Source organism: Nocardiopsis sp. TSRI0078 (assembly GCF_001905145.1).
Lineage (GTDB): Bacteria > Actinomycetota > Actinomycetes > Streptosporangiales > Streptosporangiaceae > Nocardiopsis.
In genome coordinates this window covers 1-26112 of sequence record NZ_LWLB01000019.1, presented here as the reverse complement: position 1 = coordinate 26112, position 26112 = coordinate 1, and the positions used below count along the sequence as shown (strand labels likewise).

At 67.5% G+C, this 26112-nt stretch carries 26 protein-coding genes, 1 tRNA gene and 2 pseudogenes; 12 read left to right on the top strand and 17 right to left on the bottom strand.

The window, feature by feature from the left end:
• Positions 1-96: 96 nt before the first annotated feature.
• Positions 97-756, bottom strand: a complete 660-nt coding sequence (locus A6A08_RS14135; protein WP_073703059.1) for an NADPH-dependent F420 reductase — start codon at positions 754-756, stop codon at positions 97-99.
• The gene (locus A6A08_RS14130; RefSeq protein WP_083609114.1) at positions 753-1622 is read right to left on the bottom strand and encodes a helix-turn-helix transcriptional regulator; all 870 of its coding nucleotides are present in this window, start codon (positions 1620-1622) and stop codon (positions 753-755) included. The genes A6A08_RS14135 and A6A08_RS14130 overlap by 4 nt, the downstream gene beginning before the upstream one ends.
• A gap of 113 nt (positions 1623-1735) precedes the next feature.
• On the opposite strand from A6A08_RS14130, the gene A6A08_RS14125 reads away from it, so the two are divergent.
• On the top strand, positions 1736-2434 hold the full coding sequence (locus A6A08_RS14125; RefSeq protein ID WP_073703057.1) for an SDR family NAD(P)-dependent oxidoreductase: 699 nt from the start codon (positions 1736-1738) through the stop codon (positions 2432-2434).
• Between the two features lie 226 nt (positions 2435-2660).
• Here the strand turns inward: A6A08_RS14125 and A6A08_RS14115 are convergent, their stop codons facing one another.
• A complete protein-coding gene (locus A6A08_RS14115) occupies positions 2661-3146 on the bottom strand; it encodes a hypothetical protein (RefSeq protein ID WP_199866933.1) in 486 nt (161 codons plus the stop codon).
• Positions 3147-3325: 179 nt separating this feature from the next.
• Here A6A08_RS14115 and A6A08_RS14110 point away from each other — a divergent pair, with 179 nt between their 5' ends.
• From A6A08_RS14110 to A6A08_RS28220, 4 genes are all read left to right on the top strand, one after another.
• Complete coding sequence (locus tag A6A08_RS14110; RefSeq protein ID WP_199866932.1) at positions 3326-3811, top strand: NADPH-dependent F420 reductase; 486 nt, start codon at positions 3326-3328, stop codon at positions 3809-3811.
• Positions 3808-4554 (top strand): SDR family oxidoreductase, encoded by a 747-nt coding sequence (locus A6A08_RS14105; RefSeq protein ID WP_073703055.1) that lies wholly within the window; start codon positions 3808-3810, stop codon positions 4552-4554. Before A6A08_RS14110 ends, A6A08_RS14105 begins: the two co-directional genes overlap by 4 nt.
• A 409-nt stretch (positions 4555-4963) precedes the next feature.
• Complete coding sequence (locus A6A08_RS14095) at positions 4964-5689, top strand: SDR family oxidoreductase (protein WP_073703053.1); 726 nt, start codon at positions 4964-4966, stop codon at positions 5687-5689.
• A gap of 56 nt (positions 5690-5745) precedes the next feature.
• The gene (locus A6A08_RS28220) at positions 5746-5898 is read left to right on the top strand and encodes a hypothetical protein (RefSeq protein ID WP_199866931.1); all 153 of its coding nucleotides are present in this window, start codon (positions 5746-5748) and stop codon (positions 5896-5898) included.
• Between the two features lie 189 nt (positions 5899-6087).
• Here A6A08_RS28220 and A6A08_RS29370 read toward each other — a convergent pair whose 3' ends face one another.
• From A6A08_RS29370 to A6A08_RS14080, 3 genes are all read right to left on the bottom strand, one after another.
• Positions 6088-6294, bottom strand: coding sequence for an ester cyclase (locus A6A08_RS29370; protein WP_378701379.1), 207 nt, complete (start codon positions 6292-6294; stop codon positions 6088-6090).
• 37 nt (positions 6295-6331) lie between these two features.
• Complete coding sequence (locus A6A08_RS14085) at positions 6332-7627, bottom strand: alpha/beta hydrolase (RefSeq protein ID WP_378701370.1); 1296 nt, start codon at positions 7625-7627, stop codon at positions 6332-6334.
• A gap of 180 nt (positions 7628-7807) precedes the next feature.
• Positions 7808-8200: an ester cyclase gene (locus A6A08_RS14080; RefSeq protein WP_073703052.1), complete on the bottom strand. Its 393-nt coding sequence runs from the start codon at positions 8198-8200 to the stop codon at positions 7808-7810.
• A 250-nt stretch (positions 8201-8450) separates the two neighbouring features.
• Here A6A08_RS14080 and A6A08_RS14075 point away from each other — a divergent pair.
• Positions 8451-9742: pseudogene (locus A6A08_RS14075) on the top strand (tyrosine-type recombinase/integrase); the annotation flags it as partial.
• 217 nt (positions 9743-9959) lie between these two features.
• Here A6A08_RS14075 and A6A08_RS14070 read toward each other — a convergent pair.
• Positions 9960-10346, bottom strand: coding sequence for a DUF1761 domain-containing protein (locus A6A08_RS14070; protein ID WP_073703051.1), 387 nt, complete (start codon positions 10344-10346; stop codon positions 9960-9962).
• A 457-nt stretch (positions 10347-10803) separates the two neighbouring features.
• Positions 10804-10884 (bottom strand) — tRNA-Arg (locus A6A08_RS27995).
• A 211-nt stretch (positions 10885-11095) separates the two neighbouring features.
• On the opposite strand from A6A08_RS27995, the gene A6A08_RS27990 reads away from it, so the two are divergent.
• Complete coding sequence (locus tag A6A08_RS27990) at positions 11096-12082, top strand: hypothetical protein (RefSeq protein ID WP_073703050.1); 987 nt, start codon at positions 11096-11098, stop codon at positions 12080-12082.
• A gap of 131 nt (positions 12083-12213) precedes the next feature.
• Here the strand turns inward: A6A08_RS27990 and A6A08_RS14060 are convergent, their stop codons facing one another.
• Positions 12214-12861 carry a MarR family transcriptional regulator gene (locus tag A6A08_RS14060; protein WP_083609113.1) on the bottom strand — a complete coding sequence of 216 codons (648 nt, stop codon included), beginning with the start codon at positions 12859-12861 and terminating at the stop codon, positions 12214-12216.
• Between the two features lie 852 nt (positions 12862-13713).
• On the opposite strand from A6A08_RS14060, the gene A6A08_RS14050 reads away from it, so the two are divergent.
• Positions 13714-13968, top strand: a complete 255-nt coding sequence (locus tag A6A08_RS14050; protein ID WP_083609112.1) for a hypothetical protein — start codon at positions 13714-13716, stop codon at positions 13966-13968.
• Positions 13969-14133: 165 nt separating this feature from the next.
• Here A6A08_RS14050 and A6A08_RS14045 read toward each other — a convergent pair whose 3' ends face one another.
• The 4 genes from A6A08_RS14045 to A6A08_RS14030 form a co-directional block, all read right to left on the bottom strand.
• Positions 14134-15633 carry a SulP family inorganic anion transporter gene (locus A6A08_RS14045; protein WP_073703049.1) on the bottom strand — a complete coding sequence of 500 codons (1500 nt, stop codon included), beginning with the start codon at positions 15631-15633 and terminating at the stop codon, positions 14134-14136.
• Between the two features lie 443 nt (positions 15634-16076).
• The gene (locus tag A6A08_RS14040) at positions 16077-17261 is read right to left on the bottom strand and encodes an MFS transporter (RefSeq protein ID WP_073703048.1); all 1185 of its coding nucleotides are present in this window, start codon (positions 17259-17261) and stop codon (positions 16077-16079) included.
• A 148-nt stretch (positions 17262-17409) separates the two neighbouring features.
• Complete coding sequence (locus A6A08_RS14035) at positions 17410-19038, bottom strand: peptide chain release factor 3 (RefSeq protein ID WP_073703047.1); 1629 nt, start codon at positions 19036-19038, stop codon at positions 17410-17412.
• Between the two features lie 23 nt (positions 19039-19061).
• The gene (locus A6A08_RS14030) at positions 19062-19469 is read right to left on the bottom strand and encodes a MerR family transcriptional regulator (protein ID WP_073703046.1); all 408 of its coding nucleotides are present in this window, start codon (positions 19467-19469) and stop codon (positions 19062-19064) included.
• Between the two features lie 104 nt (positions 19470-19573).
• On the opposite strand from A6A08_RS14030, the gene A6A08_RS14025 reads away from it, so the two are divergent.
• Positions 19574-19942, top strand: coding sequence for a hypothetical protein (locus tag A6A08_RS14025; RefSeq protein ID WP_073703062.1), 369 nt, complete (start codon positions 19574-19576; stop codon positions 19940-19942).
• Between the two features lie 140 nt (positions 19943-20082).
• Positions 20083-20325, top strand: coding sequence for a hypothetical protein (locus A6A08_RS14020; RefSeq protein ID WP_073703061.1), 243 nt, complete (start codon positions 20083-20085; stop codon positions 20323-20325).
• 329 nt (positions 20326-20654) lie between these two features.
• On the opposite strand, the gene A6A08_RS14015 is transcribed toward A6A08_RS14020, so the two are convergent.
• Positions 20655-20858 (bottom strand): DUF2795 domain-containing protein, encoded by a 204-nt coding sequence (locus A6A08_RS14015; RefSeq protein ID WP_242422588.1) that lies wholly within the window; start codon positions 20856-20858, stop codon positions 20655-20657.
• Positions 20859-21073: 215 nt separating this feature from the next.
• On the opposite strand from A6A08_RS14015, the gene A6A08_RS14010 reads away from it, so the two are divergent.
• A complete protein-coding gene (locus A6A08_RS14010) occupies positions 21074-21991 on the top strand; it encodes an ADP-ribosylglycohydrolase family protein (RefSeq protein WP_073703045.1) in 918 nt (305 codons plus the stop codon).
• A 111-nt stretch (positions 21992-22102) separates the two neighbouring features.
• Here the strand turns inward: A6A08_RS14010 and A6A08_RS14005 are convergent, their stop codons facing one another.
• A complete protein-coding gene (locus A6A08_RS14005) occupies positions 22103-22306 on the bottom strand; it encodes a hypothetical protein (RefSeq protein ID WP_073703044.1) in 204 nt (67 codons plus the stop codon).
• Between the two features lie 240 nt (positions 22307-22546).
• On the opposite strand from A6A08_RS14005, the gene A6A08_RS14000 reads away from it, so the two are divergent.
• Positions 22547-24676, top strand: coding sequence for an ATP-binding domain-containing protein (locus A6A08_RS14000; RefSeq protein ID WP_073703043.1), 2130 nt, complete (start codon positions 22547-22549; stop codon positions 24674-24676).
• 419 nt (positions 24677-25095) lie between these two features.
• Here the strand turns inward: A6A08_RS14000 and A6A08_RS28825 are convergent, their stop codons facing one another.
• Both A6A08_RS28825 and A6A08_RS29365 read right to left on the bottom strand, forming a co-directional pair.
• The gene (locus A6A08_RS28825) at positions 25096-25368 is read right to left on the bottom strand and encodes a hypothetical protein (RefSeq protein WP_242422586.1); all 273 of its coding nucleotides are present in this window, start codon (positions 25366-25368) and stop codon (positions 25096-25098) included.
• Positions 25369-25393: 25 nt separating this feature from the next.
• Positions 25394-25780: pseudogene (locus tag A6A08_RS29365) on the bottom strand (transposase family protein); the annotation flags it as partial.
• Between the last annotated feature and the right edge of the window lie 332 nt (positions 25781-26112).

The following is a 26112-nucleotide window of genomic DNA, read 5'->3' as shown; positions in this document are numbered from 1 at the left end:
CATCACACCCGGCACGAGACACCACCTTGACTCCCACCCCGGCGGCCAGGCTCAATCGAGGCCGCCCCGTGGCGCAGACCGTGCCAAGAGCCTCCATCACCCCCGGAACGAGACAATCCGGCGCGCGTCGGCCAGGTTGGCAGCGAGTTGCTCGCGCGTCTGGTGGGCGTGCGACAGCCAGGCAGGCTGGCCCGGGCCGCTTCGCCAGGACTCGCTGAGTGGACTGTTGTCGACGGTGTCGAATCCGAACTCGTCGTACAGGCGCGTGACCAGCTCCACCGCCTCGGGGTAGTTGCTGGAGACCGAGAGAGCGTGCCGACCGGGAGTGCCCGGGGAACTGGCGGAGAGGAAGAGGCGCGGAGCCTGGATGTGGGTGAACGCCTTGGCGACCTTCGAGGTGGGCAACTGCTCCTGTCGCAGCTCGTGCACGGTCTTCTCCCCCGAGTCGATGTCCTGGAAGCGGCCGTCGCGCCAGGGCATGTAGTTGTTGGTGTCGAGCACGATCTTGCCGGCCAGCTGCTTCGCAGGCATGTCGTTGACCAGCTTGAGGGGGACGGCGATGATCACGAAGTCGCCCGCTTCGGCGGCGCCGGCCGCTGTCGCGGCACGGGCCGAGGGCCCGAGCTCGTCGACGAGGTGCGTCAGCGTTTCCGGTCCTCGTGAATTGGCGATGACTACCTGGTAATCATGGGCAACGGCCGCGCGGGCGAGCTGGCTGCCCACTTCGCCCGCTCCGATGATGCCGATCGTCCTCACGCGTCGCTCCTTGGAGAAGAGATGATGCCGGCGAACTCGAGCTTGGACTCGTCCTCGCTGCCCGGGACCGCCGTATAGGCGACGATCTTGAGGTCGGTGTCCCCGTCCGTCAGGACGTCACAGTCGACACTCACCTCTCCGATGTCGGGGTGCCGGATCGTCTTGCGGTCCTCGGCGTGTCGGCCCACGGCGGCATCGGCCCAGAACGCGGCGAACCGGGGGTTGCCGGCGACCCTGCTGGCCACCAGCTCGGTCACGCGCGGATCGTCGGGGAACCGGGCCGCGGCTCGGCGCAGGTCGGCCACGAGGGCCCGGTCGGCGGCCTCGGCGTTGGCAGGGATCACCGGCCAGCTCGTCAAACGGCCGCGGTCCGAGGCGATCGGAAAGCGCAGCCGCACCAGGTTGCGTTCCTCGGCCCCGATCCTCGTAGGCTCGCCGAACAGCGCAACCCACCTGGGGTTCCACCAGACCAGTTTCCAGTCTGCGGCGAAGACCGCGACCGGAGTGGAATCGAGCAGGGTCAGCAGCCGTCGCATGCTCGGTGGAATGTCGTCGACGACCCGCTGGTCCTGCGGCGGCCCGAACCCGGCGAGCCGATGGAGGTGGTCCCGCTCGTCCTGGGAGAGCTGGAGCGCGCGGGCCAACGAGTTGACGACCTGCTCGGAGGGGTTGGCGGCCCGGCCCTGCTCGAGTCGCACGAGGTAGTCGACGGAGAGACCGGCCAGCTCGGCGAGCTCCTCACGCCGCAGGCCCGGCGATCGACGTGCCCTGTCCACCGGCAGTCCGACGGCTTCTGGGGAGAGCCGGTCCCGCCAGGCCCGGAGTGTCGCTCCCAGCTGGTTGTCGACGGCATGTCCATTGTTCACCACTGCATCGTAAGCAGCCGCACGTCCGTCTCCGTGCTCGCTTGGGTGGTACTGGTGGTCCTACCGACAACCGTTCCCTGGCTGGGTGCGGCAGGCTCGGTGAGACTCGGGGCATGTCCAAGACCACATTCATCACCGGCGCCAACAAGGGCCTCGGTTTCGAGACCGCCCGCCGCCTCACCGAACTCGGGCACACCGTGCTCCTCGGTGCCCGCGACGTCGATCGCGGACGCCGTGCAGCGACAGAGCTGGGTGTGCGCTTCGTCCAGATCGATGTCACCGACGATGCCTCGGTCGCGGCCGCGGCCGCCGACGTCGCGGCCAACGAGGGCCGGATCGACGTCCTGGTCAACAACGCCGGCATCACCGGCAGCCTCGTGTCCGCCGAGGAACTGACCGGTGAGGAGTCCGCACTGGTGCTCGACACCAACGTGGCCAGCGTCGTGCGGGTCACCACGGCCTTCCTGCCGCTCCTGCGCGCCTCCGACGCTCCGGCCGTCGTCAACGTCACCAGCGGCCTGGGGTCCGTCGCACTCACCCACGACCCCGAACGGGTCGAGTCGAAGGTCATCGCCCCCGTCTACGCGGCCTCCAAGGCCGCCGTCACGATGCTGACCACGCAGTACGCGAAGGCGTTGGACGACGTCCGGTTCAACGCCGTCGATCCCGGCCACACCGCGACCGACCTCAACGGCCACAGCGGCACCCAGACCGTGACCGAGGGAACCGACGCCATCGTGACGCTGGCCACCGAGGACCCCAGCGCCGGAACGGGGCGGATCATCGACCGCTACGGCGCCCTCGCGTGGTGAATCGGAGCGGACGACACCTGGCTTCCTCACCGGTTCCACCGGCGCTTCCGGAGCTCGCGGGGCGGGATGCGACCGTCGTACGCGCCCTCGACCGGACACGCGGGTCCTAAGGGCTCTCGTTTGAATCACCGAGCGGACCAGAGGAAGATGCCTGCGACGTGGAGTCCGGCCAGGTAGATCGTGACTGTCTTCCCGTAACGGGTTGCGATAGCCCAGGCAGGCTCGGTCAGGAGCAGAGCGCCATGACAGATCGCAGCGCGGTGTCGATCGAGGCGTGGAGATCGTCGCGTTCGACACCGGCCGCGGCGTGGACCGTGAAGCCCTCATTGAGGACCATCACGAACCGCGCCAGCGCTCGGGTGCCCACCCCCGCCGGGAGATCACCGTCCTGAACCGCTCGCGCCAACCGCTGCTCGAGTACGCACTCCGTAGCGGCCCGGCCGGCAGCGAGGACCTCGGAGACGCCGGCGTTCTGCGGCGAGCAGGCCAGGCCACCCTGAACGGAGAGACAGCCGCGGGGGTGGTCGATGGCCGCCAGAGCGTCGGCGCTGCCACGCAGGAGACTCTCAATGACCGCGTACGCGGTCGATTGCTCGAAGGTGTCGACGACGTAGGCCACCTTGGTCTGGCGGTAGCGATTAGAGGTGCATTGGAACTCCCGACCGAACAGTACGAAAAGAGGAGGGGCGGCCGTGACCACGATCGGAATCATCGGAGCCGGCGAACCGACAACCAGATCGCTCGGGCGGCGTCGGCGAACGGATACGGGGTGGTCCTGGCGAACTCACGGGGTCCCGGGACTTTGGCTCACCTCATCACGCAGCCTGGCCCGAGCGCGTCCGCTGCAGAGGCGGCGGACGCGGCGGATGCTGCGACTTCGCAGTAGTGGCGATGCCTCTCACCGCGGCAGACCGACCGCGGGTCGCGGAACTGGCCGACAAGGTCGTACTGGACACCAACAACTACATGGCGTGGCGCGACGGTCACATTCCAGTGATCGACTCGGGTGAGAAGACCGAGCACGAGCTGCGACAGGAGCAGCCGCCGAGGTCCAGGGTCGCCAAAGCCTTCACCCACATCCAGGCACCGGTCTTGCTCACCGCAGACCGGCCGGCGCTGTCGGTCTCAAGCGATTTTCCCGACGCCGTCGCGCCAGTGAACCGGCTCTACGACCAGTTTGACTTCGACACCGTGGACGACACTCCGCTGAGTGAGTCCTGGCGCACCGCGCCGGGTCAACCCGCCTGGAACCACCATGACCACCAAAAGCGCGCCGAGCTGGCCCGCAATCTACGCAGCGCCCGGTTCGTCGCCCATGCACGTCCGTGGTCACGGGCGCCTGACCCGGCACCACATCACCGCGAGGAAGACTCATGACCGCACAAGCGCTCGAAGGCAAGACCGCATTGGTAACCGGAGGGTCCCGAGGAGTCGGCGCCGGCATCGTCGCGCGCCTGGCAGCCGACGGCGCAGCAGTGGCGTTCACCTACGCCCGGTCCGACGAGCGCGCGGACGCCGTAGCGGCCGCGGTCGTCGCGTCGGGAGGTACCGCGTTCCCGATCCGCGCCGACAGCATGCACGAACAGGACGTCGAAGCCGCCGTCACGCGGACCGTCGAGCGGTTCGGCAGCCTGGACATTCTCGTGAACAACGCCGCCGTAGGTTCCGTCGCGCCGATCACCGACCTGACGATGGACGAGATCGACGCAATGCTCACGATCAACGTACGATCCGCCATCGTCGCGATCCGCCAATCCCTGGCTCACATGGGCGCAGGCGGGCGGATCATCAACATCGGCAGCATCAACGCCGACCGCACGCCGTTCCCCGACCAGTCGGTCTACGCACTGACCAAAGGCGCGCTGGCGAGCCTCACCCGCGGCCTCGCGCGTGAACTGGCATCGCGCCGGATCACCATCAACAACATCCAGCCCGGACCGATCGACACCGATGCGAACCCCGCCGACGGACCCACCGCGCAGGCCATGCTCGGTGTCATGGCGACCGACCGCTACGGCACCGCCGCAGAGGTCGGCGCCTTCGTGTCATATGTCGCCGGGCCTGACGCCGACTACATCACCGGCTCCAGCCTGAACATCGACGGCGGCTTCACCGCCTGACGGCCACGGCTATGGGCTCTCGTATGGATCACCGAGCGGACCGGAGGAAGATGCCTGTGACGTGGAATCCGGCCAGGTGGATCGTGGCTGTCCTCTCGTAACGGGTTGCGATACCGCGCCACTGGTCGGGTAGCCGGGTCACGTCGCCGTGACCCGGCCCCCTCAGAACCGGACATGCCTGTTTCCAGGTATCACGGCTCAAACAAGCCCGGAGGCTTCACAGGTTCTGCCCTGTTCCGGTCACTACCGCCGGAATGGTGCTGGCGATGGCATTCCGAGTGGATGAGTCGAAGGTTCTTGCTGGGCCGCGCGGCCGGCAGCACCGACAAGGACCGCCGCAACGGTGCCGGATACGCCTGCCTGCACACCGCCCACCAGGGCATGCAGATCTGCTGTTGGAGGACGAGCTGTGTCGACCATTGCGATCGTGGGGGCCGGGCCGCAACTCGGGTTCGCCAGCGGTGCGAAGTTTGCCGAGAAGGGCGGCTTCAACGTGGCGTTCGTGGCGCGAAGTGAATCGCAACTCGCGGCCATGGTCGACAGGTTCCAGAGCGCAGGGGTGCCGGCTGCCGCTTTCGCGGCCGATGTCACTGACCGCCCGAGCCTCGAGAAGGTGCTGACGGCCGCAGAGGAGCACTTCGGATCCATTGACGTCCTGGAGTACTCACCTGCCCCGACGCTGTCGGACCTAGCGGATCGGCCGCTCGTCTCCGCGGTCGATCTCACCGCCGAGGCGGTTCTGCCCGAGCTCGAGACCAACTTCTTCGGCGCGGTCGCCGCTGTTCGCCAGGTGCTTCCCGGCATGATCGACCGTGGTGCCGGCACCATCATCGGTACGAGCGGTGCCGGATCGGGCCCGATGGGCGTCCCGCAGGTCGCCAACGCGAACGTCGCGAACGCTGCCATGCGCAACTGGCTCCTCGCGCTGAACGAGTCACTCGTCGGCCAGGGAATGCACGTCGCGCACATCGCCCTGGGCGCGAGAATCGGGAGTGGCCGACCGAACTCGGAGCCGGACGTGATCGCCGACCTCTACTGGAAGGCCCACGTCGAGCGCGACGCCCCCGAGGTCTTCCACTACGATCTACCCGAGGAGTTCGAGTTCCAGCTCGCCGACAAGTTCAGGGTCGACTGAGTTCGGCCCGGTGTGTGGACCACGTCGCGGCACTTGCTCCCGGTGGCGTGGATGTCGTGCTGGACAGCACCGGCTCGCTGCTCGACCTCGTGGCGGTCGCTGGAGCTCCGTGGATGGCCGCGAGGGGGCCGATGCGCTCCGTGGCGACGCAGTTCGGTGTGCCCACGGCCAGTGACGCCCCGCTCCTGGCGCAAGCAGCTGACAGCTGAGCTGGGCGACCGTGAGCAGTACCCGCTGCAGATCGTGAGGACGCGCGCGCCGGTGGTCGACCGTCGGCAGCGGCGTGCCGCTCACCGCGACGTCGGCCGTATAGTGCGCTGAACAGAGCGGGGTGCCCCGGCCTGAGGGCTGGGGCACCCCGCTTGCCTCGGGCTCTGCTTTGCCCGAGCCTGACCGGGTCAGCCTGCGAGCTGCTTCTGTAGGGCCTCGGCGTCGTGGACGGCCGACATGTACAGGAACTTCCCGTCGCGGACCCGATACATGGCGTACTCGACGATCTCGATCGGCCTGTCGGCAGGAGCTGCGCCGAGCCACTCCTTGGTGGGGGTGCCGGTGTTGATCGCACGGACGGCGATGTTGTCACCGTTGATGGCGAGCTCCTGGATCTCCCAGCGGAAGTCGGGACCGCGTCGACGATGCTGTTCAGCTGTGCGACGAGAGCCGCGCGGGAGCTGGGCTCACTGTGCATGACGATGGATTCGTGGACGAACGCGTCCATGCGGTCGAACTCGCGCGCGTTGAGCGCCTCGACGTAGCGCTCGTAGAAGTCGCGCAGGTTGGTGTCGGACATGGTTCTTTTCCTTTCTGTGCCCCTGCTGGGGCGGGACCGAGCGGCGTCTCGTCGTGAGACTCCCCCGTGGAGGGTCTGGCCGCGCAGTGCTGTCGTGCTGTGGGTTCAGGCGGTGTGGAGGGCTGAGCGGAGTGCGGCGGTGGCCTGGGTGATGGCGGCTTCGGCGACTTGGGTGCCGCGGAGGGCGTTGAGCATGACGAAGCCGTGGATGATGCCCGGGTAGCGGGTAGCGGGTAGCGGGTCGCGGTGACGGGGACGCCGACGGCGCGGAGCTTGTTGGCGTAGGCCTCGCCCTTGTCACGCAGGACGTCGGCCTCGGAGGTGATGATCAGAGCCGGGGGCAGACCGGTGAGCTGCTCGGTGGTAGCGCGCAACGGGGATGCGGTGATCTCGGCGCGCTGTGCGGGGTCGGTGGTGTACTGGTTCCAGAACCACTGCATACCGTCGCGGCGCAGGAAGTAACCCTCGGCGAACTGGTGGTAGGAGCCGGTGTCGAAACTCGCGTCGGTGACCGGGTAGAACAGCACCTGCTGCACCAGCGGGACGTCGCCGCGTTCCTTGGCCATCAGGGTAAGGGCGGCGCTCATGTTGCCGCCCACGGAATCACCCGCGACCGCGATGCGCGAGGCGTCCAGGTTGTTGTTCGAGCCTTCGCGGACGACCCACTGGGCGAGGGCGTAGTTCTGCTCGATGGCGATGGGGTAGCGGGCCTCGGGAGAGAGATCGTACTCGGGGAAGACGACGGCGGCGTTCACGCCGGTGGCGAGTTCGCGGACCAGGCGGTCGTGGGTGTGGGCGTTGCCGAACACCCAGCCGGCGCCGTGGATGTAGAGGATGACGGGCAGGGTCCCGGTGGCTCCGGCCGGGCGGACGATACGGGCCCGGACACTGCCGGTCGGGCCGTCGGATACGGTGATCCACCCCTCGTCGACCTGCGGCTTGGCGATCTCACCGGACTGCACCTCGTTGACCGTCTTGCGGCCTTCGGCGGGGCCCAGGTCGGACAGATAGGGCGGATTGGCGGTGGCCGCGGCGAACTCCGCGGCGGCGGTTTCCAGAACGGGGCAGGCGTGTAATCCGACATGACAAGACTCCTTGAGAAGGGGTGGGTGCGATGGGCCGGCATCGGCCGGGTGCCGTCCCCGCATCAGGGATGATGCGGGGACGGCAAGTCACCTGCCGCGGAGGCCCACGATGGCGCGTTGCAGCTCCGGCCAGCCGGAACGGCGTCAGCAATGTTGCTCCGCCTGCAGATCCGCCTACCGGGGGCCGGTCGGCGCCTGCTCACGAACCTGACTCCAAAGCCAAGAAATTGCGTTTGGCTGAGGTCAGGCGGCCAGCTGCCGCAGCAGGTCGGACGAGTCGTGCAGCGCCGTCATCTGCACGAAGCGACCGTCGCTGACCTTGTAGATGGCGTGCTCGGTGATCTCGAAGGAGGCGCCGGAGGGAGGAACGCCGAGCCACTCCTTCGCCGGGGTGCCGGTGTTGATCGCGCGCACAGCGATCCGGTCCCGGTCGAACAGCAGCTCCTTGACCTCCCAGTGGAGGTCCGGTACAGCGTCGATGTCGTGCTTCTGGACCGTGATGACGTCGTCGCGGGTGCCCGGTTCGCCGTTCAGCACGACGTCGTCGGCGATGAACTCGTCCATGCCGTCGAACTCGTGGGCGTTGAGCGCCGCCACGTAGCGCAGGTACCAGTCCTTGAGGCCGGAGTCGGTCATCGGTTTCTCCTTTGGTCGTCGATCCCTGTGCGGGGATCGAGGGAGAGTGGCGAGGACCGGTGCCCCGCTCGACTCGTTACCGACATTAGGGACGGCGACGGTGGTGGCCCAGAGTCCCTCCGAGCCTAGGGACTGGGAGTACCATGTTCGCCGCGCCGTGTGGACCTGGCCTCGATGCATGAGTGAGGCGTCCAGTGAGCTTGGTACCTGCCTGTGTGCCAGGCGCGATCCGGTGAAGCCGTAACTGGGCAGGGTCGGCCTGGCTTCCCAGGAGCAGGCCCGTAAAGGGTTGGAGCACGTCAAGGCACTCATCGCCCTGGCCGAGAGGGATCCGGTGGTGGAGGTGCAGATTGCCGACCTGGTCCAGGCGGCGTTGAAGCAGCGCCGACCACTTCCCAACCTCGAGGAAGTGCGCAGGCGGGTTGCGATGGCGGTGGACGTGCGCACCGAACCGCCCACGGTCGAGGCGTGGCTGGGGAGTGGTGGGAGGGCAAACCCGATCTCGCCGCGGGAACCCGTGCCTCCTATGCCGGGCACATCCGTAAGTACCTCGTCCCGCACCTGGGCCGACTCCGGCTGGATAAGCTCCAGGCTCGCCACGTCGAGGCCATGTTCGCGGCCATCGAAGAGACCAACGGCCACATCCTGGAGTGCCGTGAGTCCGATGACGCGAAGGTGCGGGCCTCGGTGTGCGGGCGGCGGGTGATCTCGCTGTCGACCAAGCACCGGATCCGTGCCACTCTCCGGAGTGCGTTGTCGGAGGCGGTGCGCCGCCCGGATCTGCCGGTGTCGGTGAACATCGCCTCGCACGTGCGGTTACCGTCGTGTCCGAGGAAGCGTCCGCTGGTATGGACTCCGGACCGGGTGCGCCAGTGGGAGAAGGACGCAACGGTGCCCGGAGAGGTCATGGTGTGGACTCCGGAACAGACTCGCGCCTTCCTGGTGCACGCGAGGAAGTACCCGTGGCTGTACCCGATGTTCCACCTGATCGCGATCAAGGGCCTGCGCCGGGGGGAAGCGGTCGGCTTGCCCTGGTCCAACACCCGGCTGACGGACGGGCAGATCGACATCCGAGTCCAGGTCGTGCAGTTGGCGTGGGAGACGATCACCTCCACCCCGAAGAGCGCGGCAGGACAGCGCACCATCACCCTGGACGCCGACACCGTCAAGGTGTTGCGGGCCTGAAAACGGTTCCAGAACGAAGCCCGTCTCCAGGCCGGAGCGGCGTGGACGGACAGCGGCTTGGCCTTCACCAAGGAGAACGGTTCGGGGTGGCATCCGGGTCAGGTCAGTGACTGGTTCCTGCGCATCGCCAGGGCCGCTGGGCTGCCGCCGATCACGTCGCACGGGCTGCGCCACGGGGCGGCCTCGTTGGCGTTGTCGGCGGGCACGGACGTGAAGGTGGTCTCGGCCGAGTTGGGGCACGCGACCATCCATTTCACCCAGGACACCTACCAGTCGGTGTTCCCGGACGTGGCCAAAGCGGCGGCTGAGGCCACCGCCGCGCTTCTGCGAGGCCCGGCTCCGGTGACGGTCGGATAGCCGAACCGGCGAGCACACCAGGAACCACACGGCACCACTGGCCCCAGGTCAGCACACGGGTTTACCCCGACTGGCCTGGGGTTCCCTCGTGTCCGGGGCTGGTAACCGATCGGATCAAAGGTCCCCTGGTGTTACGGAGGCCCAAGGCGCTCTATCGCCTTCCACTGTGCCGTTGTCGACGCTCAGGTCAGATCCCCGTGGGAACGCGGCCGCTCGTTCAGGGCCACAGGGCGATGACGGCGGAGATGGCGAGCAGCTTCACAAGCCAGTCACCGGCGTGAAGGGCGGCGATCCTCCACGGCACGCTCTCGTGGAAGATCGAGCCGACCAACAGCACAAGGGGGAACCCGGTCCACAGTGCCAGCCCCAGCGCCAGTGTGCCAGACAGACCAGCGGTTCCTGACACAGAGGCGAGCCCGGCCATTACCGTCGTGACGACAGCGTTCCGAACCAGCTCCACGGGCAGCAGTAACGCCAGTGGTTTCGGCTCCGCCGAGGAACTCAGCTCCTTGAGCTGTCTGGCGAACACGCCGTACCACACGCCGCTCACAACGAACGCCGCCACGGCCGCCACAGCGATGGCTAGGAAGTCCAGCTCGATCATCACACTTCTCCCGTCTGCCGTGGAACCACCCCCTCGAGGAGAGGGGTCTGCTGATCCACGAGGCACTGCTACGGAGTTGGTCTCACACGTACAGACTTCGGTGAACGACCAAACTCATCGGGCACTCACGTGTTCGGTGCGAGACACAGGACAGCGAATCGGGTTGTTCCCGTCGGAAGGGGTGGTCGGGGCATACGGGCACATGTGTCGCCGGTACTGACCTGGTGGGCACAGGACATCTCGGGGCAGGTGCGGAGCGTGTTCCGAAGGCGGGTTCACGAAGCCGTATCCGGACCAGGGACCCACAGGGTCACGGAACGGCAAAATACTCCGCGAGGTGGGCCTCCACCTGTACTGGACCTTGTACTGGGGAGCACACACGGAGCATCTCAGGCCCGGATCCGGGCCTCGCGCCTCGTCTGTTCGACTCACGCACCCCGTCTGACCTGGGGTTTTATGGCGCACCCGGCAGGATTCGAACCTGCGGCCATCGGATTAGAAGTCCGGCGCTTTCGTGCCTCTACGTGCCACAGGCTGCCGTTTCGCCCCTATCCACCCGATCACTACCATCGTTTCGTATCAAGAGGTGCTGCCCGGTGTCGTCCCAGTCCGCAACTGCGGAGCATCATCGGAGCACACACCGGCCCCTGGTGACGTCCGATGGCACCTCGCGAGGTCCTCGTGGACCAAGGGCCGCCTCCGGTCACGTGGTGAAGAGCGGACACCAACACCCCCAGGAGGTCGTGCCCGTGTCGTCCACACCGCTGTTCTCCACATACCGTCAGGGCGAGAACAGGGTCACCTCGTCGATGCTGGCGGTCTTCGAGCGGATCGGTCTGTCCCTGGTCGAGGAGATCCTGGCCAAGGCCTCGGGCGAGGCCACGCTGGAGACGGTCACCTTCACCAACCAGCCCAAGGCCGGCAAGGGATCGGTTCCCGACGCGCGGATCTCCGCGGACTTCACCTATCTGTTCGAGGTCAAGACCGTCCGCGGCACGGTCAGCGCGAAACAGCTCCGTGGCCACCTGGAGGACCTGAAAGAAGGGGCGGGCCGGTACCTGTTCGTGCTCACACCCGACCCCGTACGACCCGCCGCCGTCGATGTCGTGGGCGACAGGCGCGTGGTGTGGTTCAATTTCGCCGCCCTGTACGACGCCATCACCGCCGTGGTGGACGACGCCTTCCACGCCCCCTCTGAACGCGACCGGTTCCTGCTGCGGGAGTTGCAGGCGCTGTTCGACAACGACGGCCTGGTCACCTCGGACGAAGTGGTGGTCGTGGCCGCCAGCCAGGCCTACCCCGAGTACCTGGAATCTGCGGCCTACATCTGCCAGCCCGGCCGGGCCTTCCGGGAAGGGCTGACCCACATGGGCTTCTACGCCCAGCAGGCCATTCAACCGCACCTGGCCTGCATCCTCACCTGTGAGGACTACGTGCCCTTCACCTACGAGGAGGCGCGGCGACGAGAGAGCAACGGAGGCAGGGACACCCGAACCGCAAGCCTGATCCGCGCCTCCTTGGAGAGCGGGACCCGTGAGGAGGGGCAGGAGTACATGGTGTTCCTGCTCTCGGGGCCGGCGGATCGCGAGACCGTGGTGTTGGAGGCGCCGGTGGTCAACGACACGGTGGCCGCATCTGGTCGTCCGTGGGCGTGGACGATGGGCCAGCGGTATGTGTCCCTGGCCGCTCTACGTAGCCCCGGGGTGCTCACCACCAGCGACCTGGAAACTCCCTAACCGGTTCCATGCCGGCCAGGGGACCGTTGTTGTGCCGTGCGCTGCGCAGCGGAGGGGTACCACGCGACCTTTTGCGCGTTAGGGCGTGCGCGGATAGGAAAATCCGACCAGGCCTGTCGTAGGGGTCGTGTCTACCGGTACTGGCGGTGCTGGGCTTGACGCAGGCGAGCGCGCACGTGATCGGGCAGATCGATGACGAGGACCTCGATTCCCAGGTCGCGCAGGGCGGCTGCCGCCCATGAGCGTTCGCCGAGAAAGGGCCGTGCCGCCTCTTGGTCGGACAGACAGAGGACCATGCGCGGCCTGGGGTAGAGCGTGGAGGAGATCCACACCAGCTTCAACGCGTCAGAGAGAACTTTGTGGCGCTGCGCGGGCTTGACGGCCCCCTGGTGCGCCCATGCCTCCACCAATACGGTGAGGTTCTGGTCGGCTCCGTCGACTTCTACCCGAACCCCGGTGGGCGTGAGGATCTTACGGGGGTCCAGCCGGGTTCCGAGCAGCGCGCCGGCCTCGTCCAGGATGATGCGTTCGGCCTGCTGCTGCTCGGTCGAAGCGCCGGATGGCATGGATGACTCGGTGGGCTGTGTGCCGCCGATGGCGTTGACGATCTTGCCGTCAGGGCCTTTGTAGCGGTGCAGGTGCCCCTCTCGCTCGAGTTTGCGGCATGCCTGGTGGATGCTCTGGCGGGGGGACACGTTGAGCTGCCGGGCGAGTTCGTCGTCATCCCACCCTCGTCCGCTCTTGCTCAGGAAATCGAGGACCCGTTGGGCAATCGTCACGGTGGGCTCCTGGAGGCGGGCGCATACGGCTACCGTAGCTGTCTTTTACGGGTGATGAAGGCTTTGGTGTGTCGAGATGGCCTCCTGCCAAGCGTCTTCTCCAAGCCTCGTTGTTCGAGATGAGGATGGGCTTGGAGTGATGGCCATGTCCGGGTCTGGTTCTGTGTGCAAGCGGTGTGGGCGCCGCGGCAGCAAGAGCATGAAGGGGCGGACCAGTGCCGAACCCCACGGTGCCAGTCGATGACTTCGGCGAGTACTTCCACCACGACGAGTACGGCGACGTCCGGGCTCTCGAGCACGGTGTGTGCGGTATGACCCCAGCCCTAGTCTTCCCACAGCGACGTGGAGACCGCCTGTTCCTGCCAGCTCGGCCAGGGCCAGCCGCGCCAGCTCGATTTCGGCCGCGGTGAACAGGTTCGACCTCAGGAAGTCGTCGCCGAGTTTGATCTCGTAGACCTTCTTACGGAAGAGAAGGTCGTGGCGACAGCGGAGGTTGAGCTCTCCCATCGGCGTCGTCCGACCAGTCCAGCTCCTGAAAACGGGCGCTTATCGTTCTCTTCTGCTTGTTGCGCGGATGGAGCTGGCCGCCAGCGCTTCCCACCTCGGCTCTTCGGGAAAATGCTCACGGTGGATTTCAGGGATGGTTGGCGCAGGTTCCTACGAGCAACGTACTCACAGCCGTCCCCGGTGGGTCGGCGTACATTTCCCCGGCCGCATGCCTACCCTAACGTAAGGGTAGGATTCTGGTGGCTCGCTGTACTTCCGGTTCCCCGCCCCTTGTGCCTACGCGAAGGGGGCGGGGAACCGGCCGCCGTCCCAGGAACCTCACTGAAACGACGGGACGCAAACACCGTGAGTTACTACCACAGTGCCGACCTCGCCCTACTTCAGAAGATGTTCGCGACAGTGAGCCAGGAACTGGCCGATCGCTACGTCGCTCTGCACGACGAGGCCTCCGATGAGTACGAGAGACAGTGCTGGCTGAGTCGTGTCATCGATGTGCGCGTGCAGAGGAGGATGGTGGAGCTGTCCGACCGCGACGCCCTCGTACGCTGTATCGAGGAGTGGACCAGCACACTGAACGATCTCCACCTCATGGGGCCGTGACTGTGTTCTCGGCTCCTTCGCACCGTGTGTTGACGGGATGCGGGGCCATGTGAAGCGTCAGGTGGTGGAATTCGGCTTCGGTGGGATCCGTGGCTGGTGGGCTTACACAGCGGCGGGGGCCACCGGGGATCGTCCCGGTGGCCCCCGTCTTGGGTGCGACTGGGATCAGTGTCCGCCGGTGAGGGTGCCCGACAGTTCCTTGTGGAGTTCGGCGCTGGGCTCGTTGAGGCCGGTGATCTGCACCTGCACGTCGTGCCTGCGGAAGTGCTCGGTGACCTGGTCCAGCGCGGCCACGGCCGAGGAGTCCCACACGTGGGCGTTGGACATGTCCACCACGACCTTGGTCAGCCCCTGCTCGGTGTAGTCGAAGCGGCCCACCAGCTCGCCGGTGGAGGCGAAGAACAGCTCGCCGTTGACCGAGTACACCCGGGTGCCGCCCTCGGGGTCGAGCACGCTGGTCAGGCCGGTGTGCACCGCGGCCTTGCGGGCGAAGAGCATCATCGACACGATCACGCCGACGATCACGCCCAGGGCCAGGTTGTGGGTGGCCACGACCACGGCCACGGTCACGACCATGACCAGGGTCTCGGTCCAGGGCATCCGCTTCAGGGTGGCCGGGGCGATGCTGTGCCAGTCGAAGGTCACGATGGCCACGAAGATCATCACCGCGACCAGCGCGGCCATGGGGATCATGCCCACGATGTCGCCCAGGCCCACGCACAGGATGAGCAGGAACACCCCGGCCAGGAACGTGGAGACGCGGGTGCGGGCCCCGGACTTGACGTTGATCATGGTCTGGCCGATCATCGCGCACGAGGCCATGCCGCCGAAGAACCCGACCAGGACGTTGGCGATGCCCTGGCCGCGCGCCTCGCGGGCGTGGTTGGAGGAGGTCTCGGTCTGGTCGTCGACGACCTTGGCGGTCATCAGCGACTCCATCAGCCCCACCAGCGCCAGCGTCAGCGCGTAGGGGGCGATGAGGGTCAGCGTGTCCAGGGTGAACGGGACGTTCGGGATCAGCGGCACGGGTACGGTCTCGGGAAGCCTGCCCTCGTCGCCCACCGTGCGGGTGGAGATGCTCATCGCGACAGTGGCGACGGTGAGTACGACGATGGCCACCAGCGGTGCGGGGACCAGCTTGGTCAGGTACGGCAGGCCGAAGATGATGGCCAGCCCGATCGCGACCATGACGTAGACCGGGACGTCTCCACCGGTCAGGTACGGCACCTGGGACAGGAAGATGAGGATGGCCAGGGCGTTGATGAACCCGGTCATCACGCTGGGCGGCACGAACCGCATCAGCTTGGCCACTCCGAGCAGGCCCAGACCCACCTGGATCAGGCCCGCGAGGATGGTGGCGGCGATGAGGTAGTCCACGCCGTACTCGATCGACAGCGGCGCTACGACCAGCGCCATCGCGCCGGTGGCGGCGGAGATCATCGCCGGGCGCCCGCCGAGGAAGGCGATGGACACGGCCATGACGAAGGAGGCGTACAGCCCCACGCGGGGGTCGACCCCGGCGATGAGGGAGAAGGCGATGGCCTCGGGGATCAGGGCCAGGGCCACGACCAGTCCGGCCAGCACGTCGGCGCGTAGTTGCGCTGCGGCCGGAATCCGGGACTTCAGCGACCGGGGAGTCTTCACGGGCAGATTCATGGAACCCATCTGGTTCGGGCAGCCCACAGCAAGGACCGCGGTGTTCGGGTCAGGTGTTTGGCGACGGCGCGGACGAACGCGTTGGTGACTCCGCGAGTCGTGGCGCGTTCGAACGCCTGGATCCGGTGCGGCACTCGTGGTGCCCCGGACGCGGCCTCGTCGCCGCGGACCCGACCATGCCCCTGAGGCAGGTCGGGAAAGAATGCGGTCAACTCACGCTCTTGCGCGGGAAGCGACCTGGAATGAATTTACCCTTACGTGAGAGTCTGAGTCACGTAGAGCGACTGAGACAACTGTCACAACAAAGCTTCTTCGGCGGTTTATCCAGATCAAAGCCGTGATATAGACGATAGTCGCGTTTCCGTCGGGATAACCCAAAGTGATTTTTTGGGTGGGATCCTGGGATGTTCACACCTGCTGTTCACTCGTGTGGTCGTGGCGGCGCCACGGGGTCAGGCGGTGCGGCGAAGTGGCCTGCGGGCGAAGCACACCGCGATCGCCACGAGAGCGCACAGCAGCGCCAGCCCCATGACCCCCGGCCGGTAGGACCCCGCCCACCCGTGGGCCAGGGACAGCAGAATGGGGCCCACGGCGGTGGAGGCGACCGCGACGGACTGCGTTAGCCCTCGCAGAGTGCCCAGGCTCGCCGTACCGAAGTAGAAGGGCAGCGCGGCGCTCTCCACCGCACGGGCGCCTGAGGCCGCTGCGCCCAACGCCGCGCCGTAGAGCAGCGCGCTGAGCCCGGGTGCGACCAGCGGCAGTGTGAGCAGGGCCAGGGCGTGCATGGCCATGGCCGCACACATCAGCATCTTGGGGGAGAGCCGGTCGGCGGCCGACCCGAACAGCAACGCCGCACCCAGACCCGCGACGGTCTGGGGTAGGAAGTTGGCGGCGGACTGGGCGGGGGTGAGCCCTTGCTCACCGAGCACGGAAATCTGATGGAAGAACACAGCGGTGGAGACCAGGCCGCTGCACGCGATCGCACCGGCCATCGCCCAGAACATCGTGGTCCCCACGATCGCCCGGAGCGGCCATGCCGGTTCCGCGGGCTCATCCTGCTCTTTCCTGGGGGAGGCGGGAGCCTTCTGGGAGGTTCGGCTGACTCCGCGCAACCCCCACCAGGCCAGGGGGAGCACAATGACCCAGATCAGCGCTCCCTCCGCTACGAAGGTGTACCGCCAGTCCAGCACGGCGATCACACGCTCGGTGAGCAGGGGGAACAGGGAGATCCCGGCCGCTCCGAGAGAGCTGGTCAATCCCAGTAGTGTTCCCCGTTTGTGTGTCACCGAGATCGCGACGGCGGTGGTCGCGATCATGGTCATGCCGCCCTGGCCTAGGGCGCGCACCCCGACGAATCCGGCCGTCAGTCCGAGGAGCCCCTGTGCGCCGGCCAACAGGACGAGGAAGCCGCCGAAGCCGAGCGCCACGAGTGCGAGGACCCTTTGGACCCCGAAGCGGTCCACCGCACGGCCGATCCAGGGCAGCGCGAGCGCTCCTGCCAGGGTTCCGACCATGTAGGCCAGGGAGACGGCCGAGCGGCTGACGTCCAGGTCGGCGATGACGTGGTCGACGAAGACGGCGATACCTGCGGTCTGCCCTGGGCCGCTCAGGGCCAGGACCAGAGCGGACGCCGCCACGACCCTGGGGGTGGACCGGTGTGGGGCGGACGTGTCGGTGGTGGACAGCGCGGAGGACAGCGCAACTCCTCAGAGGTGGCGGGGGCCGTGCGGAAACGAACACAGGTGGGGCGGGACGAAGCGGTGCGCGCGAGCGGAACGGCGTGCGCTAGTAGGCGTCTTCCTCGACGCCTCCGGCGAGCAGGGGCTCCATGAACAAGTCCGGGTGGTCGCGCTCGATGACGCGCAACCGCCACTTGTTGTGCACCAGCACCAGCAGCTCGCCGTCGCCCCGGCGCTTGAGCACCTCCGCGCCCGAGAGCGCGTGCAGCGCCGGGGCCGAGTCGGCGTCGGTGCGCCGGGCCACGGAGTAGTCCAGCGGCGAGGTCTCGATCGGCGAGCGGAACTCGTGCTCCATGCGGTGGCGGACCACGTCGAACTGCAGCGGCCCCACCGCCGCCAGCACCGGCGCCTGCTCGCCGCGCACGTCCGAGGTCAGCACCTGCACCACGCCCTCGGCGTCCAGCTGGGCGATCCCGCGCTGGAACTGCTTGTACTTGCCCGCGTCCTGGGCCCGGGCCACCGCGAAGTGCTCGGGGGCGAAGCTCGGGATCGGCGGGAAGACCACCTTGGGCCCGTCGTAGAGCGTGTCGCCCACGGCCAGGGCCTGGGCGTTGACCAGCGCGATCACGTCCCCCGGGAAGGCGGCGTCGATGGTGGAGCGCTCGGAGCCGAACACCGCCTGGGAGTACTTGGTCGCGAACGGGCGCCCCGTGGAGGCGTGGGTGAGCACCATGCCGCGGTCGAACCGCCCCGAGGAGATGCGCACGAACGCCATCCGGTCCCGGTGGTTCTTGTCCATGTTGGCCTGCATCTTGAACACCTGGCCCGAGAACGGCTTGGACACCGGGCGGGGTTCACCCTGGTCGCCGGCCTTGGCCGAGGGAGCGGGGGCCAGCTCCACGATCGTGTGCAACAACTGGCCCACCCCGAAGTTGGGCAGCGCGGCGCCGAACAGCACCGGGGAGGACTCCCCGGCCATGAACGAGTCGTGGTCGAAGTCCGCGCCGATCTCACCGAGGAGCTCGATCTCCTCCTGGGCCTGTTCCCACTCGGCCCCCTCGATGCGCGCCGCCTCCTCGGGGGTGAGCGCTTCCTCGACCGCCTTCTTCGCCCCGCCCGGGGTGCGGGTCATCTTGGTGTAGGTGCCGCTGGAGCGGTCGATGAGGCCGCGGAAGTCCCCGGCGATGCCCACCGGCCAGTTCAGCGGGGTGGGCCGCAGCCCGATGCGCTGCTCGATCTCGTCCAGCAGCTCCAGCGGCTCGCGCCCGGGGCGGTCCCACTTGTTGACGAAGGTGATCACCGGCATCCTGCGTGCGCGGCACACGTCGAAGAGCTTCAGCGTCTGCGGCTCCAGGCCCTTGGCCGAGTCCAGCAGCATGATCGCGCAGTCCACCGCGGACAGCACCCGGTAGGTGTCCTCGGAGAAGTCGGCGTGGCCGGGGGTGTCCACCAGGTTGAGCACCCGGTCGGCGTAGTCGATGCGCAGCGCGGCGGAGGTGATGGAGATCCCGCGGTCCTGCTCCATCTCCATCCAGTCCGAGGTCACGCCCCGGCGGTCGCCCTTGCCGTGCACCGCGCCGGCGGAGGAGATCGCGGCGGCGTGCAGCGCCAGGGCCTCGGTCAGGGTGGACTTACCGGCGTCGGGGTGGGAGATGACCGCGAACGTCCGCCGCCGGGACGCCTCGCGCGCGACCTCGGCCGTCGCCTTGTCCTCGGCCGGCGCTGTTGTGGTCACTGTCGCTCCTTACGGTTCGGTTCTCATGTGGTCGCGTTGTTCCTGGTCCGCTGTTCGCGCAGCCTCTCGGCGAACTCCTCGGCCATCGCCAGCTGGTCGCGCAGAGTCTGGCAGCGGGCGACGATGGCGGCCTCGAAGGCATCGAGCCTCTCGCTCAGCGCCTCGCGTTCGTCCCGTCCGGTCTCGGCGGCGTTCAACCGGTCCAGGGAGGCCAGGAGCTCGCGGGTCTCCTCCAGGCTGAAGTCCAGCGGCTTCATCCGTTTGATCAGCTGGAGCCGGTCGACGTCCTCTTCGGTGTAGAGGCGAAAGCCCCCACGGGAGCGAGCGGATGGTTCGACCAGGCCGACCTCGCCGTAGTAGCGGATCGTGCGCAGGGACAGGCCGGTCCGTTCGGCGACCTCACCGATCTGCATGTGGCCCGCTTCAGGCATCGCGGCACTCCTCCTCGTTGAATCTACTCTAACGTTAGATTCGTTTTCCCGGTGTTGGTTCTTTAGCGCGTCACGGTAGCGCGTCTGTGGACGAGGAGGGCTTCATGCCACGTCAGATGACCTGTCCGGCCTGTGGCGAGGAGGAGGACCTGGTCGGTGAGCGCACGCAGGAAGGCATCCGTATCCGCTGTGGGGTGTGTGCCGCCAGATGGGACCGGGACACCCCCTACACCTGTGCGACCTGTCAGGGCCAGGACATCCACATGAGGCCGCAGGCACTGACCCAGTACTCCCGGGGTACCCAGCTCTCCATCGTCTCCCTGCACTACATTCCGCTGTGCGCGGAGTGCGACGCCGACATGCTCGCCCGCGCCAACCAGCAAAAACCCGTGCCCGGCCAGTACCAGTCGGCCGCGGTCGTCCGCCGCGGCGACGCGGGGGAGGGCGAGAGCACGCTCATCCTGCCGAGATGACGATTCTTGAGTTTCTACTCTAACGTGAGGGTAATGTTCTGGGCGCCGGGAGTCCGGCGTGCCCCTCACCCTCTTCCGTTTGTGCTCCTGGAGGGGGAGGGGCACGCCTCCGGCCTATCGTCGAGATGTTGGAGCTTGTCATGGCCTACTACCGAATCCGGACGAACGACGGATCCTCCACGAGCCTTCAGGCTCAACGTGTGCGCACCGACGCGTCCTGCCTCTATCTGGAGGAGAACGTCGCCGGTGTCTGGAGTGAGGTGCGCTCCTGGCCCTTGGGGCGCGTTGAGACCCTTCAGCGGCGATTCACCGAGAACGACGGCACGTGGACCTGGTTGACCGAGGCGCTGCCCGCACCTGTCGGAGTTCGCGGCTGGAACTGACCCGACCGCTCTGGTCAGCGTTCGTCCCAACACCAGTCGTCCTGGTGAGAGCATCCGGGGACAGTGCGGGTACTCCCGACTTCTGCGCCAGAAGATCCAACAGATCCGCTCCTGTACCGCCGCAGTCGATGAGTACGTCTATCCCGGCGCGTCGCAGGTGACGGGCCAGGCACGAGGTGCTCGCCCGCTGAGGCGCGTGCACCTCCACCCCGTGGATTCCGTGGCGGGCCAGGAGCAGGTGTGCGCGTATGACATCGGTTCGGGGCGTCCGCTCGAGATCGTGGACGAGCGCGGCGACGCGTGGTCCGGGCTGCAGAGCCACATGGTGATCACGCACTCCGCGGCACGTCGTCCAGATGCTTCCACAGGTCACGAAGGTGGGAGTAGAACCCCGCGGGAAGCTTCGCCAGGGCGGTGATTACCTCCTCGGTCGCGCCGTGCAGGTCCGCGGCGCTGATGACCTGGCCCCGCGTCAACGGTCCGGAACTGAAAGCTCCCTCCAGGGAGTCGGCGATGTCGGTTCGGGTGACCATCAGTTGCACCTCCACAGGGCGAATGTCGCGAGGAACTTCCGTGTCAGAACCGCGGCGGTACCGCCAGGGAAGACGGGCCATGCCGTCGGCCGTACCGCCGCGAGGTCCGGGCGGTGAACACGTCGTCGAAGACGCCGCCACTACCACTCTGCACTCTACCCTCTCGTAAGGGTAGGGTTTTCTTCGAGACCACCACCACGGACGGAGACGACCCGATGTTCTCCTCGCTCCCTGGACCGCGTCCCGCGGCCCCTGGGTCCCTCGACGATCTTTCCCGTGACCGTGACCAGGGCTGCCTGCTCGCCGCCGCCTGTGGGGACGCCTTCGGCAGTACGCCGTCGCAGAAGCTGGAAGCCTCACCCCTCCTGCGACCTACCGGCATCACCTCTCTGATGGTCGTTCTGGCCGAGCACCTACGGAGTCGGACGGATGACCATCAGGCCACCGTGGACCAGGACCGGTTGGTCCGGGAGTTCACCAACGCGTGGCAACGCGACCCCGACCGGGGATTCGGCGGTGGAGAGATCAGGATCTTCCTCTCCGTCGTCAACGGCATCCCGTGGGAAAACGCGTCCGTCTCGGCCTTTGCAGGGACGGGGTCGTACGGGGCCGGCGCCGCCGCAAGGGTGGCCCCGGTGGGTCTTCTGCCTGTGCCGCTGAACCGGCTGGTCCAACTGGCGAGGGACAGTGCCTACATCACCCACGCCCACACGCTCGCGCTTGAGGGCGTCGCGCTCCAGGCGTGCGCGGTGGCCTATGCCCGTCGCGCGCACAGAGAACAGCCGCTGGCCGCCTTCCACCTGCTGTCGACGGCGGCCCGCTACTCCACCGCTCCGGAGTTTCGAGCTCAACTGGCACGGTTGAGCGCCCTTGCCCGAGGCCGGTACACCCATCGGGACGTGGTGCGCGCACTGGGGGAGGGCGCCACCGTGGTCGAAGCGGTCCCCCTCGCACTCGCCGCCTTTCTCCGTTCCCCTGACGACCTGCCGGAGGTCGTGCGTTTCGCCGCGTGTGTCGACGGAGGCAGGGGTCGCGTCGCGGCCATGGCCGGAGCACTGGCCGGGGCCCGCAACGGTGTCGGCGCCATCCCTCAACCCTGGTTGCGGTGCTTGGAGGAGGCGCCCAGAGATTGAGGGACGGTTCGGTGTCTCGTCTGTGAAGAACGTGCCGGTGCTGTGTCCACGCATTCCGCACCTCGGTGGGTGGTCGCGGACACGGAAAGGGAACGGTCTTCGGAGTGGGAGTTACGCGGAGCGCTCGACGCCGGGTAGGTGGGGCCACAGGCTACGCAGATCCGGATACACGCCTTCGGGGAGTTGGGCGAGAACGCTTCGCACCTCCTCCGGTGCGCCACGCAGATCGGCGGCGACGATCACCTGCCTGCGATTGATCGCTCCGAAGTCGAAAGCGCCCTTCAGGTACTCCGCGACCTTTGTTCGGGTGACCATGTTCCCTACCTCCTCGGGATCCGTGCGAACAACCGAGCGCCGGCCAGAGTTCGTGCGTGGTGACACGGGCCGCGGTAGGGGCGACCGCGGCCGTGCCACCACGGGAGGGCGCTGAGCGCAAGGAAGCAGGTCGACCCTCCACATCAAACTCTACCTTAACGAGAGAGTAGAGTTGCCAAAGGTTCCGAAGAACAAGCAAGTCTGCACACATCACTGCTTCACTCCGAGGTTGCCCACGCCATGGTCGAATCCGCATCTGCACCCGCCGACCCCGAGATCCGGGCCGAGCGCGCCTACCTGGCTGAGGCCCGTGCCGCACTCGGACGCATGCACGAGGACGTCGTCAACACCCCGACCGTGCAGGACAGCTCCGAGGACGCCGACTACACCTTCACCAACCGTCAACTCGTCCGCTACCGCGAGCGGCGTGCCGAAGCCCTCGTCGACTTCTCCGATGTGCCCCTGTTCTTCGGCCGCCTGGACTATCCACGGGGCACGGTCTTCGACACCGGATTCACCGAGCAGACCCGCACAGGTCCCGCGGACGGAGCCGACCGGATCTATATCGGGCGCCGCCACGTCCACGACACCGACGGCACACCCCTGGTCCTGGACTGGCGGGCGCCGATCTCGGCGGCGTTCTACCAAGCCACCCGCAACAACTCCAGAGGTGTACTGCTGCGGCGCCGCTACGGCTTCTCCGAGGGCGCCGAACTCACCGCCTACGAGGACGAGCTCCTCACCGACCCCGGTGACACGGGCAACACCCAGGAAGAGAGCGCCGCCGACCGCCTGCTCGCAGCGGAGATCGAACGCCCCAGATCAGGCCCGATGCGCGACATCGTCGCCACCATCCAACCCGAACAGGACGAACTGGTCCGGGCACCGCTGCGTCCCGCCCTCTGCGTGCAGGGAGCGCCGGGCACGGGCAAGACCGCTGTGGGCCTGCACCGCATCGCCTACCTGCTCTTCACCGAACGCGACCGGCTGCGCCGGGACGGCGGGGTGGCCGTCGTCGGCCCCAACCGCTCCTTCCTGTCCTACATCCGCAACGTGCTGCCCGCGCTGGGCGAGATCGGAGCACGTCAGACCACCGTCGAAGAACTGATCGGCAGGGTGCCCGTGCGCCGCGCCGAGGAGACCGGGGCGGCGCGGATCAAGGGCGCGGCCCGCATGGCCGAGGTCATCGAACGGGCCCTGTGGGACCAGGTGCGCCCGCTGGAGGAGACCCTGGTCGTCGAACGCGGCTCACGCAAGTGGCGCATCGGTCCCGAGGAGACGGCCGAGGCCGTGGCCGAGCTGCGCGGCCGGGGCATCGCCTACGGCGCGGGCCCGAACCTGCTGTCCCAACGCCTGGCACACCTGGTCATGCGCCGTATCGAAAGCGCCGGTGAGGCCTGCGACGCGGGCACGATCGGCCAGGTGCGGCGCAACCGGGCGGTCACCGCCGCAGTGCGGCGCATGTGGCCCAAGGCCGACCCTGTACGCCTGGTGCTGAACCTGCTCACCGACCCCGACCGCCTGGCCCGGGCGGCCGAGGGAATACTCACCTCCGAGGAGCAGGACGCGGTACGGATGCCCGGACGCCCGCGCGGACCCAAGTCCGCCCGGTGGTCCGGCGCCGACCTGGCCCTGATCGACGAGGCCGCCTCCCTGATCGAGCGGCCGGGCACCCTGGGCCACATCGTCATCGACGAGGCCCAGGATCTCAGCCCCATGCAGGCACGTGCGATCGCCCGTCGCTGCACCCGAGGATCGCTCACCGTGCTCGGCGACATTGCCCAGAGCACCAGCCCGTGGGCGGTCGATGACTGGGCGCAGCTGCTAGAACACCTGGGCCAGCCCGACGCCCGCCTGGCCGTACTCGACCGCGGGTTCCGGACCCCTGCCCAGATCATCGACTACGCCGCCCGCCTGCTGCCGGAGATCGCCCCCGGTTTGGGCGTGCCCACCGGAGTGCGCGACGTCCCCGGATCCCTTCGGATCACCGCCACGGACCCGGTTGACTGGTCAGAGGCCCTCGCGCTGGCCTGCCGAGAAGCGCTCAAGGACGAGGGATCGGTGGGTCTCATCGCCGCCGACGTGGATATGCCCGCCATCCGCGAGCATCTGTCGGCCGAGGGAATCGGTACAGCCCTCCTCGGTGAGACCGAGGACGCGCTGGACACGGCCCGGCTGGTATGCGTGCCGGCCTCCCTGGCCAAGGGGCTGGAGTTCGACACCGTCATCGTCGCCGAACCCACCCGTATCGTCGAGGCGGAACCCCGGGGCCTCCACCGCCTCTACGTGGCCCTCACCCGAGCGGTCAGCCGCCTGCACGTCGTCCACGGCACCGCTCTCCCCGAGCTTCTCAACGGAACCGCCCAATGAGGCGATCCGTGCCGTAGGACTGGGCCGTGGCGCCTTGCCGTAACCACTCACGGTAGGTTTCCGTGATCCGCCCTCCGAATCCGCCGTGCGCCTCTCAACGCAACGGGCTCTCCACGGCTCCTCAACAGGTTGCAGGTCACACGGTCCACGGGGTCGCAATCGCATACCCCCTGAACCGATACCGGGACACCGCGATGCTGGAAGCACCAAGAGTCTCCATCACACCCGGCACGAGACAACCGCAGACTCGCCAAATGAGGTGAGCTCTAACGAGTTGGTGCGTGATAGCGGGTGAGGCATGGTGATCCCGTTCGCGGTGTTTGTCAGATGTTCGCGGTGCGGTCGGAGACCAATCCGGCGATGGCCCGGTAGGTGGCCGGGAGGTTCTCGCGCCGATGCGTCCAGTGCGTCAACTACTTTCAGCGCTTGTGGTCGGCCAAGGCGTGCTCGACGGTGATGCGGTCCGAGGAGTGCGCGTGACGGTGGCGTTTCCACCGTTCGTGGAACTCGGGCAGAGCACTCTTGTTCGGTTTGCGCGGTGGGGTGATGGCTTTCCCGGGGTGGTCGCGTCGCAGGCCGAGGTAGCCGTCGTCCAGCAGCACCTCCACGTCCGGGAAATGCTTGAAGCAGGCATCGATGCCCTTGGTGCGGGCCGCGGCGGGTGTCGTGTATCCGCCCAGGGCGCATCGCATCGGTCCACAACGTGCGCCCGCGGTGGTCGGCGACGATGGTGGCCTTCATCGTGTTCTGTTTCTTCTTGCCCGAGACGAATGCCCGTCGCCCGCCCCGACCCGCTGGGGTCGGCGCACCTGAACCTCGGTGGCGTCCAACCGCAGCTCCACATCCTCGGTCTGGGCGTAGGCGAAAGGCGTCCTCCACGGTGCGCAGACGCACCCCCGGCCGATCGGGGACCGCGCACCCCCGTTCGGCCAACAGAGCGCGGATCTGGCCCACGGCCCGTGTGACGGTGGACCGATCCACCCCGAACAGCAGGCCCAAGACCGCGTGCGGCAGGTCATGGCGCAGGTGGATCAGGGTGACCACCAGGCGGTCGACGAAGACCAAACGGTGCCGGGCGCCCGCCCTGGCGGCCCGCTTCCTCACACCACCCCGGGCCTGGTACCGGCAGTCTTCGACGGCCGCTTCCCAGGGGTGGGCCAGCTCCTCCACGAGCGCGGCCAGGTGGTGTTGGGGGATGCCGGTGAGCCATGGGTGGGCCAGGACCGCACGATTGACCTTGATCGACACGGCGGGATCATGCCACAGGCGTTCATTTCTTGCCTCACCCGCTATCACGCACCAACTCGTTAGAATGTCTCGTGCCGGTTTTATTGGAGGCTCGGAACCAACGCTTCACCCTGTGTTGAAGCGGACCCCTGCTGGTAGAAGCCGTCTTCGAACTCCGCCGGCGGGACCAGACCGATCTCGCCATGCAG